This window comes from Fructobacillus tropaeoli (assembly GCF_016860625.1).
Classification (GTDB): domain Bacteria; phylum Bacillota; class Bacilli; order Lactobacillales; family Lactobacillaceae; genus Fructobacillus; species Fructobacillus tropaeoli.
In genome coordinates this window covers 62,871-78,255 of sequence record NZ_BOJU01000004.1, presented here as the reverse complement: position 1 = coordinate 78,255, position 15,385 = coordinate 62,871, and the positions used below count along the sequence as shown (strand labels likewise).

13 protein-coding genes are annotated in these 15,385 nt (G+C 48.5%); 7 read left to right on the top strand and 6 right to left on the bottom strand.

Annotated elements, in window-relative coordinates:
• Nucleotides 1-24 precede the first annotated feature (24 nt).
• The 4 genes from FT12353_RS06030 to FT12353_RS06015 form a co-directional block, all read right to left on the bottom strand.
• On the bottom strand, nt 25-1,212 hold the full coding sequence (locus FT12353_RS06030; RefSeq protein ID WP_203619100.1) for an aminotransferase class I/II-fold pyridoxal phosphate-dependent enzyme: 1,188 nt from the start codon (nt 1,210-1,212) through the stop codon (nt 25-27).
• A 173-nt stretch (nt 1,213-1,385) separates the two neighbouring features.
• The gene (locus FT12353_RS06025) at nt 1,386-2,561 is read right to left on the bottom strand and encodes a metal-dependent hydrolase family protein (RefSeq protein ID WP_203619091.1); all 1,176 of its coding nucleotides are present in this window, start codon (nt 2,559-2,561) and stop codon (nt 1,386-1,388) included.
• 42 nt (nt 2,562-2,603) lie between these two features.
• A complete protein-coding gene (locus tag FT12353_RS06020; RefSeq protein WP_203619089.1) occupies nt 2,604-3,776 on the bottom strand; it encodes a hypothetical protein in 1,173 nt (390 codons plus the stop codon).
• A gap of 387 nt (nt 3,777-4,163) precedes the next feature.
• Nucleotides 4,164-4,697, bottom strand: a complete 534-nt coding sequence (locus tag FT12353_RS06015; protein ID WP_203619087.1) for an SAV1803-related protein — start codon at nt 4,695-4,697, stop codon at nt 4,164-4,166.
• A 597-nt stretch (nt 4,698-5,294) separates the two neighbouring features.
• Between FT12353_RS06015 and argF the strand changes: the two genes are divergently transcribed.
• The 5 genes from argF (at nt 5,295) to argD (ending at nt 10,861) form a co-directional block, all read left to right on the top strand.
• Nucleotides 5,295-6,332 carry an ornithine carbamoyltransferase gene (argF, locus tag FT12353_RS06010; RefSeq protein ID WP_203619085.1) on the top strand — a complete coding sequence of 346 codons (1,038 nt, stop codon included), beginning with the start codon at nt 5,295-5,297 and terminating at the stop codon, nt 6,330-6,332.
• 77 nt (nt 6,333-6,409) lie between these two features.
• Nucleotides 6,410-7,441, top strand: coding sequence for an N-acetyl-gamma-glutamyl-phosphate reductase (gene argC / locus FT12353_RS06005; RefSeq protein WP_203619083.1), 1,032 nt, complete (start codon nt 6,410-6,412; stop codon nt 7,439-7,441).
• Between the two features lie 155 nt (nt 7,442-7,596).
• Nucleotides 7,597-8,793 (top strand): bifunctional glutamate N-acetyltransferase/amino-acid acetyltransferase ArgJ, encoded by a 1,197-nt coding sequence (argJ, locus tag FT12353_RS06000; RefSeq protein ID WP_203619081.1) that lies wholly within the window; start codon nt 7,597-7,599, stop codon nt 8,791-8,793.
• Nucleotides 8,794-8,797: 4 nt separating this feature from the next.
• Nucleotides 8,798-9,532, top strand: coding sequence for an acetylglutamate kinase (argB, locus tag FT12353_RS05995; RefSeq protein WP_203619079.1), 735 nt, complete (start codon nt 8,798-8,800; stop codon nt 9,530-9,532).
• A gap of 162 nt (nt 9,533-9,694) precedes the next feature.
• Nucleotides 9,695-10,861 (top strand): acetylornithine transaminase, encoded by a 1,167-nt coding sequence (gene argD, locus FT12353_RS05990; protein WP_203619077.1) that lies wholly within the window; start codon nt 9,695-9,697, stop codon nt 10,859-10,861.
• Between the two features lie 120 nt (nt 10,862-10,981).
• On the opposite strand, the gene FT12353_RS05985 is transcribed toward argD, so the two are convergent.
• On the bottom strand, nt 10,982-11,161 hold the full coding sequence (locus FT12353_RS05985) for a hypothetical protein (RefSeq protein ID WP_203619075.1): 180 nt from the start codon (nt 11,159-11,161) through the stop codon (nt 10,982-10,984).
• Nucleotides 11,162-11,271: 110 nt separating this feature from the next.
• Here FT12353_RS05985 and FT12353_RS05980 point away from each other — a divergent pair, with 110 nt between their 5' ends.
• Both FT12353_RS05980 and FT12353_RS05975 read left to right on the top strand, forming a co-directional pair.
• The gene (locus FT12353_RS05980) at nt 11,272-12,657 is read left to right on the top strand and encodes an amino acid permease (RefSeq protein ID WP_059393892.1); all 1,386 of its coding nucleotides are present in this window, start codon (nt 11,272-11,274) and stop codon (nt 12,655-12,657) included.
• Nucleotides 12,658-13,063: 406 nt separating this feature from the next.
• Nucleotides 13,064-13,885, top strand: a complete 822-nt coding sequence (locus tag FT12353_RS05975) for an undecaprenyl-diphosphate phosphatase (RefSeq protein ID WP_203619073.1) — start codon at nt 13,064-13,066, stop codon at nt 13,883-13,885.
• 118 nt (nt 13,886-14,003) lie between these two features.
• Here FT12353_RS05975 and FT12353_RS05970 read toward each other — a convergent pair whose 3' ends face one another.
• Nucleotides 14,004-15,356 (bottom strand): bifunctional folylpolyglutamate synthase/dihydrofolate synthase, encoded by a 1,353-nt coding sequence (locus FT12353_RS05970; RefSeq protein WP_203619071.1) that lies wholly within the window; start codon nt 15,354-15,356, stop codon nt 14,004-14,006.
• Between the last annotated feature and the right edge of the window lie 29 nt (nt 15,357-15,385).

The window sequence follows — 15,385 nt, the reverse complement described above, 5'->3', positions numbered from 1 at the left end:
TCCCTTCGATTTGTTTCACATATCTTAAGCCTCTTGCGATTTTAATGCAAGGTCATCTACCGCTAAAAAATCAGTCAAGCGGTCCATGGCCATTTCTAAATTAGCCGTACTCGTGGCATAACTAATCCGGAAATAGCCTTCGCCACCGGGGCCAAAAGCATCCCCCGGCACTACGCCAACCCGGGCCTGCTCCGCCAAGGCCGTGCAGAATTCCAAGCTACTTTCGTAGTTTGCCGGAATTTTGGCAAAGATATAGAAGGCGCCCTCAGGGGTCACCGCTTCAATGCCAACTTTTTCAAGGGCAGCCAGAACCAAATCCCGTCGTTCTTTGTAAACCTTTTTCATTGGCTCGATGTCATTAATTCCCACCGTGAAGGCCTCAATCGCTGCTTTTTGCACAATTGATGACACATCGTAGCTATTAAAGACGTGGACCTTGGCGATTCCCTCCATCAAGGATTCGGGGGCGAAAATGACTCCAAACCGCCAACCGGTCATCGCATGCGACTTGGACAAGCCATTAAAGACAATCGTCCGTTCCGGAATAAACTTTGCAATCGAGCTATGCACCTTGTCATAAGTGATTTCCGCATAGATTTCATCGCTAATCACCGTCAAATCAAACTCGCGGGCAACGGCTGCCAGGGCCTCCAACTCATCGTCTTCATAGCTGACGCCGGTGGGGTTACTAGGCGTCGTCAACAAAATTGTCTTCGCCCTTGGGTTTTCCTGGCCCTCCTGAAGGAGACGCTCAGGGGTCAGCTTGAAGTTGTCGTTGGCCAGGTTAATATAATCGACCTTCCCACCGGCAATGCTAATCGCCCCCTGGTAGACTGGGAAAACTGGTGAAGGCAAGAAGACCTCATCGCCCGGTTCGAGCAGCGCCAAGAAAACATCCAAGATAGCCTCACTCACGCCAATCGTCGTGACGACTTCCGTTTTCGCATCGTAGAAAATCCCATACTTTTTTGCTACAAAATCGGCCGCCGCCTGGCGGACCGCCAAGGTCCCCAGCGGATCCGTGTAGTGGGTGTCGTTTTCTTGAATCGCCCAAATCCCAGCTGATTTAATATGGTCGGGCGTATCGAAATCCGGTTCCCCGACGGTCAACTTAATGATGCCCGGAATGTCTTCAATTTGCTTACTAAAGGTTGAAATGCCCTCTGGTGGCATCGACAAAATCGCATCGCGAACAATACTGTTTTGGTTCATTTTCACACCTCGATTCTTTTCATTCAGTTCATAAACCGTCAACACTCTCTTTCATTACATCAATCCAATTCGTTGTCTGCTCTCGCTTGTTAGGATAAGTTCTTTTTCATCAATCGCAACGAAACACAACGCCCCTAACAGTTGAAAAGTAGCCAACGAAGTCGATTATCTAATTAAAATTGGCGCTGACCAGCTTGGTAAACCTGCTTGTCTTCTTGTTGAACAGCCTTGACGTCTGCCAATGGGTTATCCTTCAAAACCAAGAAATCAGCGTACTTACCGGCAGCCAATTCACCATATTCCCCAAGCTTCATCAAGGTAGCTGAGTTATGTGAACTCGACAAAGCGTCAAAATTCGTCATGCCGAGTTGGTCGACCATGATTTCAAATTCCTTTGGCGTTTCATCAAAATTAGTGAATGGGCAGCCAGCGTCAGTTCCCAAGGTCAGCTTAACACCCGCCTTGTAAGCCTTGCGGAAATTGCGGAAGCCAGCTTCTTTGACTTCCGCGTTCTTTTGAGCTTCCCAATCGGGCAATTCATCGCTGTGGTCGACCATGCTTTGGACAACCAACAACGTTGGTGTTAGATAAGTGCCCTGGTCAACCATCATCTGAATTTCTTCATCCGTCAGATAGTCACCGTGCTCAATTGAATCCACCTTGGCCTTCAAGGCATTCATGATTCCTGGATTTGCTTCCGCATGGGCGGCCACGATGCTGCCCTTGCTGTGAGTTTCTTCAACAGCGACCGCGATTTCTGGAATCTTCAACTGTGGCTGGACCATGTTATCGTTGATCGACATGACACCACCGGTTGCCATGACCTTGGTACACTGGGCTCCATCGGCAAAGTTTTCGCGAACTTGCTTGCGCATCTCGTCGGGTGAGTCCGTGACATTACCGCCGTGGAACAAAATACCGTGCCCACCAGACATGGTCATTGGTGCACCGGAAGGCATGATTTGTGGTACTTTTTCCAACTTTCCTTCTCGTTGCAACTTCGCCAGGATCCGATCAACCCCATAGCTACTACCACAGCCGCGGACATAGGTCACACCTGATTTCAACAACTGGCGCAAATGTTCAACCGAACGAACCGTGACGGTTACGATATCAGCGAACCCGTCCCCATCATGGGTGTTGGGGTCCAAGGATACATGGGTATGGGCATTAATCAAGCCGGGCATCACGTATTGACCATTCAAATCAACTGTTTCGCTGGCAGTTGGCGCCGTGCCAGTGCCCGTTTCACTGATTTTACCGTCGTCATCGACCAAGAACCAAGCGTCCTTGGTGATTTCATCTTTGATACCATCGAAAATGTTTGCATTTGTAAATACCGTACTCATAAGAATTTATCCTTTCTTTTGTTTAAAACAACGACGAAACAATTACAACAACTTCAAGAAAATCGAAGCGATAATAACGGAGGCAACGGAGACTGTCGCAAACCCACCGACCAACATCTTTGGCAGCGTGTTCGCCAAAATGTAGCTTTCTTCCTCCGACGTTTTGGCCAGGTTCTTGGCTGACTCATGCGTGACAATGTAGTCAGCTGGGAAGCCAAAGAGTGCGGTTAGTGCACTGGCAAAGGCCATTTCTCGTGAGAAACCTAGCGGCTTAGCCAAGAGGAAGGAAACGATGAACATGCCCAAGATTCCAAGAAGAATCATTGTCACGATTGGAATCAAAATGTTGACCAAGTTTTGTGGCGTGACGGTTGCCAAGAACGAGAAGATGTAGGAAAGCAGACCATACATCAACCAGTTAAAGACACCGGCCTTTTCCAAAACATGGCTAGGAAGCAAACCAACCTGGTGACCGATAACCCCAAAGACCAAGCAAATGATGTAAGGGTTAATCGTGTTTTTCAACAATGTTCCCAAACCAAGGGCCAGGCCGGCAAGAGCCATGACCGTAAAGATTTGAAAGGCCGATGTTTGATAAATTTTGGGTAGTCGATCAACGAACTTTGGCTTACTTTCCTCTGGTTGTTCGGGTTCGACGACCTCCTCGAATTCACCACGATGGTAATTCGTGAGCAGGCGCTTGCCCTCTTTCTTCAACAGAAAGGCGGTTAATGGGTAACCGATGATGCTGTGAACAACGAACATCGAAACTGGAAAGGAAATCAAAGCCGTGATGTGGGCCGCCTTTAACCCGTTACTCATCAAGAAAGCGGCCACGATACCACCGGTCAACGGTGGCACACTGGCAATGACCGTCTTCCAGTTGAAGAGTATCAAGCCACCACCCATGGCCAACAGGGCTGTACCGGCAACACCACACAGGGCAATCACGACGGCACGCCATTGGTGGAGTAAAGTTTTAAAGTCCATCAGCGTTCCCATGTGAACCAGCAAGGCCGCCTGAATCATGGTCGTAAATGCTGGCGTAAAGGTCGCGGTGGTGGTCACGTTCTTTGGAACAATCGTCCAATAACCAATTAAAAACAGCACGGCTGTGACAAAGACCGATGGAATATAGGCCTTACTTAGCGTCGACACCCACTCCCCAACGAAGAGAAAGAGCATGATGACGCTAAGAGCAATGACAGTCTGCATATGAATCACCTCATTTCTTGCGTGGATTTGTATTGCTTGGTCCCAAGTATAGAGACTTCCAAAAAATAATAATTTGAACAAATGAACAAAAAGTGCAGTCGGTCCTCGTGAACAATGGCTAAAAGAAATCAGCATGTAATCTTTGACGAAAATCAGCACCCGGATGAAAATTCATTCCAAACAATTGCTAAATTGGGGGTTGAAAGCCCTTTCTCTTTGACCTTCTTTTTGACTTTTTCTCGTCTTGTTTCTGTTACAAAGACGTAAAAAAGCGCCCCTCCTCATCCACCGCATGGCTGATGAAGAAGCGCGCTTGCTCCATAATTTATTGTTTTTTTGCCTTTTTTCCTTGGGTTTTAGGTTCGCGTGTGCGAGATTATCCCTAGCCTATGCTTTCACTAATTCCTTGATAAAAATCATCAGCTTAAAGGTTTCGTCGGCCGACAGGTAAGCTTTTTGATAACACTCGACTGCCCCAGCCGGACTCGTTGGTTGTTCGCCCTCGATATACCACTTTTCAATTTGTGGCTTGAGTTCTTTCTCTAGTTCGGCGTAGCCAAACTCTTGCTTGCTTTCAATGGCAATCAAAGCATGTAGGATGGCATGCTCGATTAAGTTACAGTACACCAAGCGGGTCTTTTGTTGACTAGCATAGGGATACTGCTGAACCTTAATCATGGCCGGATCGGCCAAGTTCAGGTACCGGCTTTCATCGATATGGTGGCAATAAAGGCCCTCTGCCGTCCGATCAATCGCTGGATTTTTTGGCAAAGAATACGTTTCACCAGCCAAAAAAGCCTGATAGTTATCTTCAGCAAAGTAACTGTCCTTGGCCGGACCGTACTTTTGCAAAAGTTCCGCCACGGCATCCGGATAGGATAATTTCAGCAATTGCATATATTGGTCGAGTTGTTCTGTCATGGCATGTCTCCTTTTGGCTGTTGATAAACTTTCTTCCCCCATCTTACCGCAACAACTACAAAATTTCTGGTCAATCACCTGTTTTACAAAAATTTCCCACTGAAAAATCAGCCTAATGCTAAATATTTTTTATCAGTGGCAAAAAATGCCAGCAAAGTCGCGCCCAGACTGATTTTTTAAATGAATTTTAACCAAGAAACAGCTAACATTTTTCTCACTTTTTTCTAATTAATGCTTGACAGGCGAAAAAATATTCATTATGCTGTTGTCAACAAGTTGGCGAAAAGCCAATGTTAATCAAAAAACGATGATCGGAAATTTTAGTTGACTTTGTTTTCACAGAAAAGCTGGATGTTAATTCGTGAGAACCGGCCAAACAAACCAACTAGATCGTGCCCGTGAGTTATCTTTCGAAATGAGTAGAAAGAATCGGTCAATGGCCCGTTACCGCCAAAGTCTTTTTTTGACTTGCTGAGCTAGGAGTGTGCAAACCTTCTAGGAACTGAGGTGGTACCGCGCAAAAACGCCCTCTGACAGAATAATTTTCTGTCAGGGGGCGTTTTTTTATTTGATTTATCGGCTAGAGGAGAACAAATTATGACAACGACAACATTTTTTCAAAACCAATTTTACGGCAAGAGCATTTTGAAGGAGACTGATTTATCAGTCAACGAACTAAACTACTTGGTTGATTATGGCTTGCACCTGAAGGGGCTGGCCAAGCAAAACATTCATACCAAGCTGTTGGCCGACAAGAACATCGCCTTGATTTTTGAAAAGAACTCAACGCGGACCATGTCAGCCTTTACCACGGCCGCCAATGAACTTGGTGCCCATCCCGTTTTCTTGGGCAAGGACGAAATTCACTTGTTCCACAAGGAATCGATTGAAGATACCGCTAAGGTTTTGGGTTCCATGTACGACGCCATTGAATTTCGTGGTTTCCGCCAATCAAGCGTCGAAGCTTTAGCTAAGTACTCCGGCGTTCCCGTTTGGAACGGCCTCACAGATGACTGGCACCCAACGCAAACCATCCCCGACTTGATGACCATCAAGGAAAACTTCGGTCACTTATCTGGCCTAAAGGTTGCCTACCTCGGTGATGGCCGCAACAACGTTGCCCACTCCTTACTAGTTGGTTGTGCGATGGCCGGCGTCAACGTCGCCATCGTTAGTCCGGAATCATTGCAACCAGCTGCTGAAGTCTTAGAAATTGCCCAGGGCTATGCCAAGGAAACCGGCGCCGAAATCACCATCACTTCTGATTTGGCCACCGGCTTAAAGGATGCCAACGTTGTCACCACTGACGTTTGGGTTTCCATGGGTGAGGATAACTGGAAGGAACGCATCGACTTACTCCTTCCCTACCAGGTCAACATGAACGCCTTGGCTATGACCGGACACCTTGATGACGGTCAATTGATTGTCCTCCACTGCTTGCCTGCCTTCCACGACCTTCGGACCGAAGTTGGTAAGGAAGTTTACGTCAAGTACGGCCTTAAGGAAATGGAAATCACCGACGAGGTCTTCCAAAGCCAATACGGTCGTCAATTCGATGAAGCCGAAAACCGGAAGCACGGTATCAAAGCCATGATGGCCGCCACGCTCGGCACCCAATTTATTCCAAAAATTTAAAGCCATTGATTGGCCAAGCGGGGAAATGACCCAAGCGGCCAGAATCCCTACCTAGTAACACAGAAAGGAAGCTTGCTATGAATGCCGCGATTACAGGCGTGACCGGTTATGCCGGCATGCAACTTTACGCCCTCTTACAAGAACACCCCGAAGTCGAGACGATTAACGTCTACCAACACGATTTAGACGACGCCATCCCCCTTGTCGACCTCAATCCCCGGTTGAACCTGCCTCATCCCCAGCTCGCCTATCCTTACGATAGCCAAGAAATCATGGCCAACAACGACCTGATTTTCCTAGCAACGCCAGCCGGGGTGGCCATCAACTTGGCCGAACCTTTCTTGAAGGCCCACTTCCCCGTGATTGACCTTTCCGGCGACTTCCGCCTGAAGGACCCAGCCGAATATGAGAAGTGGTACCACCTTAGCCCAGCTAAGGAAACTGATTTGCAAAACGCCTACTACGGCCTGGCCGACATCTACGAAAATCCGGGCGCCTCATACATCGCCAACCCCGGCTGCTACGCAACGGCAACCCTCTTGGGATTAGCCCCCGCCGTCATGGGTGATTTGATTGAACCCGATTCAATCGTTGTGGATGCCAAATCAGGATTGTCCGGTGCCGGCAAGTCACTGAGCTCGTCATCACACTTTAGCCGGTCGAACGAAAACCTGCAGATTTACAAGGCTAACCAGCACAAGCATATTCCAGAAATCTTGGCCGAGCTCAGCAAGTGGAACCCCAAGGTTCAACACCTACAATTCATGACTACCCTGGTCCCCATCGACCGCGGCATTATGGCCACGATTTATGCCAAGGTTAAGCCCGGCATTGACGAGATGGCGATCCTAAACTACTACCATGATCTCTACGACGAGGATCCATTCGTCCAAATTTGCGACGATTACCTGCCCGACATCAAGTCGGTCATCGGAACCAACAACTGCAAGATTGGCCTGACCTTTAACCCCGTTACGGGTTACCTGACCATCGATTCGGTGATTGACAACATGCTCAAGGGCGCAGCCGGCCAAGCCATCCAAAACATGAACCAGTTGCTGAACTACCCAGTGACTGCTGGACTGGAATTGACGGCCTTAGCCTTTTAAGAATTTTGGGGTAGCATGAAGCCAAATAAAACTTCTGCTGAACCACAAAGAGGTCACTTAGACCCTTTCATCATCCCACCAATCCTGGCAACACCTAGACCAACACCAACACAAACAAAAACCCCTCTTTATATAGAAGAAAAGGAGAACTTCTTATGCAAGAAATTGACTTTACCTGGCCCAAAGGTTTCCAAACGGGCACGGCCCATGCGGGCTTTAAAGAAGACCAACAGCTCGACATGGCTTGGATTGTTTCAGACGTTCCAGCCGTAGCCGCTGGCGTTTATACCAAAAACCAATTCCAAGCTGCTCCGGTGCAGTTCACCAAAAATCTGATTAACCAAAACCACAAGCTCCAAGCCATCGTGATTAATTCTGGTAATGCGAACTCCTTCACCGGCCAGGAAGGCTTGGATCACGCAGATGAAACCCACCAACTAGCTGCCAATAAATTAGCCATCGACCCCAATCTCGTGGCCGTCGCCTCCACCGGTGTCATCGGCAAGCAACTGGAAATGGACAAAATTCAAAGTGGCCTGGAGCAATTAAGTTTGGCCCCCGAATCCGACATTGCCCACGCCATTTTGACAACCGATTCCTGCGAAAAGAAAACAACGGTTTCCGTCATGATTGCTGGCCAACCCGTTACCATTACGGGAATCGCCAAGGGTTCTGGCATGATTCACCCAAACATGGGCACTACCTTAGGCTTTGTCACCACGGATGCCAACATCACGGGTGAAACCCTCCAAGGGCTTCTGTCCGACCTGATTCAATCTTCCTTCAACCAAATCACGGTCGATGGCTGCATGTCCACCAACGACATGGTCCTTGTCCTTGCTAATGGCCAAGCGGAAAACGCACTGATTGACCAAAGCACTACTCAGGCCAACGACTTAGCTGATTTCAAAGCCGGATTGAAGGCGGTTTTGGTCGCCTTGGCCAAGATGGTTGCCCAAGATGGCGAAGGATCCAACAAATTTGTCCAAGCAACCGTTGTCAACGCTGCTTCAGTGGTTGAAGCCAACCAGGTCGCCCGGGCTATCGTCGGGTCCAACCTCATCAAGGCCATGCTCTTTGGCGAAGAAAACAATTGGGGCCGAATCGTCCAAGCCATTGGGCAAACCCAAGCGCAAATCAGCCCCAACCACCTCGATATTTTCTTGGCCGATGTGCCCCTCGTCAAGGACAGCCAAAAAGTCTTGGCTGACCAAGACCAGGTAGCGGCCATCCTTGCCCAAGATGAAATCGATTTGACCATCGACTTGCATGTTGGCGAAGCAACCGGCCAAGCATGGGGCTGCGACTTGACCTACAAGTACGTTGAGATTAACGCCGCCTACGAGGGTTAAGACCATGATTGTCATTAAAATCGGTGGCAATGCCATCAGCCAAGTACAAGACGATTTCTTCCACCAAGTCAAGGAATGGACCAAGGAAGGCCAGCAAGTAGTCATCCTGCACGGTGGTGGGCAACTGATTTCTTCCACCTGCGCCTTCTTTGACTTGCCGACCAAAAAAATTGACGGGATTCGCGTCACGCCACCAAGCGTTCTGGCCTTAACCAGCCACCTGCTGACTGACGTCATCCAGCCTCATTTTCAAAATCAGCTGGCTGAAGCGGGCATTCCGGCCCTGGCCGTGAACCAGGAAGCCGGTCCCCTCTTCACCGCCGACTACCTTGATCAAGACACCTATGGCGAGGTCGGCGAGGTCACAGGCATCGATGAAGCGGTGCTGGCAAAGGTTAGCCAAGACGGAAGCGAGCAAAACCCCGTCTTATTGGTTAATTCCCTCGCCAGCGGGCCAAACGGCCCTCTGAACGTGAACGCCGACTCTGCGGCTCAGGCACTGGCTACCATGGCTTCGGCTGACCAATTGGTCCTCTTAACCGATGTCCCTGGAGTCCTGGTCAATGAAGAGGTCGTCACAGCCCTTAACCCGCTCAAAGCCAACCAATTGATTGACCAGGAATTGATTACAGCCGGCATGGTGCCCAAGCTTCAGGCCGCGTTTTCCGCCCTCCACCACGGTGTCCACAAAATCACCATCACCAATCACCTTGGCCAAGGAACAAAGTTAGAACTATGATACGTACAAAAAATCGACAATTTTATCTCGCTTTTTTGGGGACTGCAAACCCAAGCTTTTTTAAGTGCGCCTTCTTGACCGCTTAGTGGTGGAAAACGGCGAACCAGTTCCTGATTTTTCCAATCCTAAAACAGACCAGTAGAACCAATAGGAGGCTTTACCATGACAACGACTATGCATACTTACGACCAATTCCCTTTTGATATCGTGGATGGACACGATGCTTATCTCATCGACGACCAGGGTAAAGAATACCTTGACCTGACTGCCGGTATCGGTGTCTGCAACTTTGGCTACAGCAACCAGCAAATTAAACAAGCTGTGGCCGACCAGGTGGAAAAGGTCTGGCATATTACCAACTTATACCAAAACCAGCTCGCCGAAGAAGTCGCAGAAGACCTCTGCCCAGCCGGTTACCAGGCCTTTTTCTGTAACTCTGGGACCGAGGCCAACGAAGCTGCGATTAAATTAGCCCACAAGGCGACTGGTAAGCACGAGCTCGTTGCCTTTAACTACGGCTTCCATGGCCGGACCACCGGCTCCTTGTCCGTTACTGGTTACCCCCACATCCAAGAAGGCTTCGCGCCTTTGATGCCGGCAGTCAAGATGGTGCCCTTTAACGATCCAGCTGCCCTCGATGCGATTACCGAAGACACCGCTGCCGTCATCCTCGAAGTCATCCAGGGTGAAGGCGGCATTAATGTTGGTCAGGCCGACTGGCTGCACCAAGTCCAAGAAAAATGTCATGCAACCGGTACCTTGTTGATTATTGATGAAGTCCAAAGCGGCATGGGGCGGACTGGCCATCGTTTTGCCTTTGAACACTACGGCTTGGAACCAGATATGATTACAGTTGCTAAGGGATTGGCCAATGGTTTGCCTGTTGGGGCCCTCCTCGCCAAGGAAAGTGTTGCCAAGCACTTCCAGCCTGGTGACCATGGCACGACCTTTGGTGGTAACAAGGTCGTGATGTCCGCCGCTAAGGAAGTTCTGAAGCAGCTGAACCCAGAATTCCTAGCCACAGTCCAGGCAAAGGGTGACTGGCTTTTTGACCAGCTAGAAAAGAAGCTCAGTCCGCTAGAAGCCGTAACCGGTATCAGCGGTGCCGGTTTGATGGTTGGTATTCACTTGGCTGATTCCCTATCCGTTGGCCAGGTCATTCAGGCCCTCCACAAAGAAGGCATCTTGACCCTCTCTGCCCGTGGCAACACGTTGCGTCTTTTGCCACCATTGATTGTTGACCAAGCTGATTTGGACCAAGCTATCGATAAAATCAGCCAAACTATTCAACAACTTAGTAATGCTGACCAAGCCGTTGCTGTTAAATGACCTTCATGGTCATTTTTTATTCTTTGGCATTTTTTCGATTAATTGAACGATTAAAATTTTCATCCGCAACGATTTGATTAGCTCATCTGAACTCAAAATATTTCGTCAAAAAACGTCAAGTTATTTTCCCAACAAGATGAAATTCCCCTCTTTTTTATCTTTTTGACGAAATTTTTTTAGAATCATTTTTTCTTTCATAAAAATCCCCAAAACGCCAAATTTTCGCCTTTTTTCATAACACTTCCCCTTTGCTAACCCAAGAGCAAATGTCATATTTCCTAACAAAAATTCTTTTCGCATAATTTTTTCATTCTATGATAGACGAAATCGCAACGAAACACAGACTTATATTAGGAATTAATGATAATTGTTCGTTTGAATCTAAGATTCAAAGTAGAAGGAGGATGCTTATGGCACAACCTATTCAGGAGATCGAGGTTAACCAAGACGGAACCAAGCGCTCCTTGAGCAACCGTCACGTGCAAATGATTGCCATCGGCGGTACCATTGGAACCGGACTTTTCTTAGGTGCGGGCTCAACGATTTCAAAATCAGGCCCCACGATTTTAATTCTCTACGCCGTATTGGGCACGCTCTTTTTCTTCATGATGCGCGCCATCGGTGAAATGCTTTACTCACAACCCGACCAACACACCTTCGTTGGTTTTATTTCTAAGTATTTGGGCAAGGGTCCCGGGGTCTTTGCCGGCTTGACCTACTGGCTGGCACTGATTTTCGCCGGCATGTCTGAATTGACGGCCATCGCAACCTACGTCAAGTTCTGGTTCCCAACCTGGAACACGGCTGCAATTGAAATTTCTTTCCTCGCCGTCTTGGTTTTGCTAAACATTTTGGCAGCCAGGGCCTTTGGTGAAACGGAATTCTGGTTCGCGATGATCAAAATCATCGCCATCATTTCCTTGATTGTGACCGGAATCTTCATGGTCATGACTGGCTTTAAGAGTCCTGGTGGGGCGACGGCTAGCTTTGGAAACATTTTCCATAACTTCAGCCTCTTCCCTAACGGCTTCCAAGCCTTCCTTGGCTCCATCCCAATGGTCTTCTTCGCGATGGCCGGAATGGAATTCGTTGGTATTACCATTGGTGAAACCAAGAACCCTCGCAAGGTCTTGAAAAAGGCCATTAACGAAACGGTTTACCGGGTCTTGTTGTTCTACATCGGCGCTTTGATCATCATCATGTCCATCATGCCATGGACGAGCATCACTGCCGGTAACAGTCCATTCGTGCAAGTCTTCAAGTTGGCTGGTTTGCCAGCAGCCGCAGCCGTGATTAACTTCGTGGTTTTGACTTCTGCTTCCTCAGCTTTGAACAGTGTCCTCTTCTCAAGTGGTCGACACCTCTACCAGCTTTCTCGAGAACTAGACTGGAAGCCATTGGCTAAGATTGCAAAGGCTGGTATTCCAACACCTGCCATCCTCTTCTCCGGTGCACTTTTGCTCTTCGCACCCGTGATTGCTTCCATCCCATCCATCAACGATGCCTTCCAATTCGTAACTGGTGGTGCCAGTGACCTTTACTTGGTGGTTTACTTGATGACGATGGTTGCTCACCGACGCTTCCGCGTTTCACCGGAATTCATGCCGGATGGCTTCAAGATGCCTTGGTATCGTTACACGAGCCCAATCACTATCGGGGCCTTCGTCCTCGTCTTCTTGTCACTCTTCGCTAATCCAAACGACGTTATCCCCGCAACCGGGGCCATCATTTGGGTAATCGTCTTCGGTGGCTACTGCTACTTACGCTTCCGCAACCAAGAAGTAGCAACAATTTAATTCACTGTGTTTAGTTAATCAAAGTGTCCGTGTTTACACGGGCGCTTTTTTTATGCCTTTAAATCAGCTTTCTTCTATTATATAAGGTCTTTTCTCTTACCAAAATCCCGTACCAATCCCCATCTCTTGCCGTTAATTCAAACCGATTCTACACTCCGAGATTGTTAATCTGCTGATTTGATAAAAACTGTTTAAATTTATCCAAAACTCAGGTTTCAGTAAGAGGCTTTGTGGTAAACTGATTTTGACGATGAATTCTAACCTATCTAAGGCTAAAGCACCGCCAGATGTCGCCTGACCCTTCTTTTTCAAGAAACGGGTGGCTCTTGTTTGTTATTACAAACCGTAACCGAATGCCTGTGGGTATTCGGTTGCGTTTTGCATTCCAGAAATACTAGGAGAGATTATGCTTGACATTTTTAAAGCCATTATTATTGGTATTGTCGAAGGATTAACGGAATTCTTGCCGGTCAGTTCGACTGGCCACATCGATTTGGTGAGCCAATTCGTCCAAATCAGCCAAGGTAAAGATTTTGAAAACATGTTTGAATACGTGATTCAATTCGGCGCCATCATGGCTGTTGTGATTTTGTACTTCAGCAAGCTGAACCCATTTAGCGCCAAGAAGACCGTGCGGGAACGCCAAGATACTTGGGTCCTTTGGTTCAAGGTCATTATCGCCTGCCTCCCATCAATCATTATTGGTTTGCCATTGAATGATTTCATGGATGAGCATTTGCACAAGCCAGCCGTTGTGGCGACTGCTTTGATTGTTTATGGTATCTTGTTCATCGTGATTGAAAACATCTACAAGAACAAGGCCCCTAAGATTAGCAGCTTAGCAAACATTGGTTACAGCACAGCCTTCTACATCGGGTTGTTCCAAGCTTTGTCAATCGTGCCTGGTACAAGTCGTTCGGGGGCAACCATCTTGGGTGCCATCATCTTGGGTGCCAGCCGTTACGTGGCTACTGAATTTAGTTTCTTCCTGGCTATCCCAACTATGGTTGGGGTTACCATCCTGAAGGTTGGTTCTTACCTCTTGAAGGGCAACACCTTCACGGGCGAACAATGGGCCGTCTTGGCAACCGGAACTTTGGTTTCCTTCATCGTTGCGGTTATCGCCATCAAGTGGTTGTTGAAGTTCGTGCAAACTCACGACTTCAAGGCCTTTGGTTGGTACCGAATCGTCGTTGGTTTGATCGTCTTCGCCGTGATGTTTATGTAATTTCATCTTGAAAGTCCCCGCTTGGGGGCTTTTTTTATGGTCAAAATTTATAGAAAATCAGCTTAGCCGCCTGCCTTTCAAACACAAAAAAACCAGCGACTGCTGGTTTTTTACTCATTTATTGGTTGTGAACGGCCTTAATAACCTCTTTGACGAGGTAAAAGGAGCCTGTGGCCAAGACAACATCGTTCTCCTGGTCAAAGTGTTCCAGCGCATATTGGGTTGCCTGAGCCGGATTGGCAATCGTCAGCACCCGCTTGGCATCGGTAAACTTCAAGAATTCTTGGTACAGGTCCTCAGCGGCTAACTGTCGGTCTTGGTTATCCGGCGTGGTCACGATGAAAGTCGTATCGTTCAAGGCACACAGGTCTTGAACGCAAGTTAGCGTATCCTTATCCGCCAAAAAACCGACGATCAGGACCTTGCGGCGGTTTGCAAAAGAGCCCTGCACGGTTTCAATCAGGGCGTTAATCCCATCAACGTTGTGGGCCCCGTCAACAATCACCGGCCGGGGCTCCTCTTGCAAGTATTCAAAGCGTCCGGGCATGTGGGCCGTGGCAATCCCTGATTTTAAGGCGGCTAATGGAATTTTGCTGACGGCATCGATTTGGGATAGGACCTGCCAGGTGGCGATGGCCGTCTGCAAGTTACCCAATTGGTAAGACCCTTGTAATCCTAGGTGGATGTCCTCGATTTGCTGGTCACCAACCGTGACGGTGACCGTTCGCTGCGTGCCGCTTTCTGCCACCTGGTCAAGTTCAACCATTGCGGCTGAAAAGACCCGGTTGCCCCGCTCTTGGGCAATTTCCGCCACTACCGTATCGACCTCCGGCCGTTGTGGGGCATAGGAAATAATGGTTTCACCCTCGCGAACCATCCGCACCTTCGTTTGCGCGATAGCGGTTAAATTATCGCCCAAAATCCGCATATGATCCATGCCAATCCGAGTCAAAATCGTGTAATCTGACCTGGGAATCGCATTGGTTGCGTCCAGTTCACCACCTAGGCCGGCCTCCAAGACCAGGTAGTCTGGGTTTTTGCGAATGTAAAAGGCCATGGCCGTTAAGAAGGACGCCTCAAAACTGGAAATTTCGGTCAGCAAATCCACCCCGTGGTCGTCCAAGACGGCCAACAAATCAAAGAAGGCTCGGGCAAAATCAGCCTCCGCAATCACATCCCCATTCCAGGTAATCTCTTCTCGAACTTCAAACAAATGTGGGCTGTTAAAGCCGGCAACGGTCAGCCCACTGGCCACCAAGAAGTTTGTCACCATCTTTCCGGTCGAACCCTTACCGTTCGTACCGGCCAGACGAATGACCTTGCTTGAAAGCCGGTCAAAACCGAGCCAGCCAATAATTTGGCGCAAGAAGGCCACTCGGTCAATCTCTTCCTTGTACTTCATGCCGGCCGGAATGCTCTCCAGAATGGCCAACGCCTGTTGATAAGTTTGGTCGTTATCTACATTTTTCACCGTGACCTCCTTGTACTTTCACTGGCTGG

What these genes read in the sequence shown, in the direction of transcription:
- FT12353_RS06025 (WP_203619091.1), bottom strand. Translation starts at nt 2,561, where the DNA reads ATGAGTACGGTATTTACAAATGCAAACATTTTCGATGGTATCAAAGAT.
- FT12353_RS06020 (WP_203619089.1), bottom strand. Translation starts at nt 3,776, where the DNA reads ATGCAGACTGTCATTGCTCTTAGCGTCATCATGCTCTTTCTCTTCGTT.
- argJ (WP_203619081.1), top strand. Translation starts at nt 7,597, where the DNA reads ATGCAAGAAATTGACTTTACCTGGCCCAAAGGTTTCCAAACGGGCACG.
- FT12353_RS05985 (WP_203619075.1), bottom strand. Translation starts at nt 11,161, where the DNA reads ATGCGAAAAGAATTTTTGTTAGGAAATATGACATTTGCTCTTGGGTTA.
- argD (WP_203619077.1), top strand. Translation starts at nt 9,695, where the DNA reads ATGACAACGACTATGCATACTTACGACCAATTCCCTTTTGATATCGTG.
- argF (WP_203619085.1), top strand. Translation starts at nt 5,295, where the DNA reads ATGACAACGACAACATTTTTTCAAAACCAATTTTACGGCAAGAGCATT.
- FT12353_RS06030 (WP_203619100.1), bottom strand. Translation starts at nt 1,212, where the DNA reads ATGAACCAAAACAGTATTGTTCGCGATGCGATTTTGTCGATGCCACCA.
- FT12353_RS06015 (WP_203619087.1), bottom strand. Translation starts at nt 4,697, where the DNA reads ATGACAGAACAACTCGACCAATATATGCAATTGCTGAAATTATCCTAT.
- FT12353_RS05975 (WP_203619073.1), top strand. Translation starts at nt 13,064, where the DNA reads ATGCTTGACATTTTTAAAGCCATTATTATTGGTATTGTCGAAGGATTA.
- argB (WP_203619079.1), top strand. Translation starts at nt 8,798, where the DNA reads ATGATTGTCATTAAAATCGGTGGCAATGCCATCAGCCAAGTACAAGAC.
- argC (WP_203619083.1), top strand. Translation starts at nt 6,410, where the DNA reads ATGAATGCCGCGATTACAGGCGTGACCGGTTATGCCGGCATGCAACTT.
- FT12353_RS05980 (WP_059393892.1), top strand. Translation starts at nt 11,272, where the DNA reads ATGGCACAACCTATTCAGGAGATCGAGGTTAACCAAGACGGAACCAAG.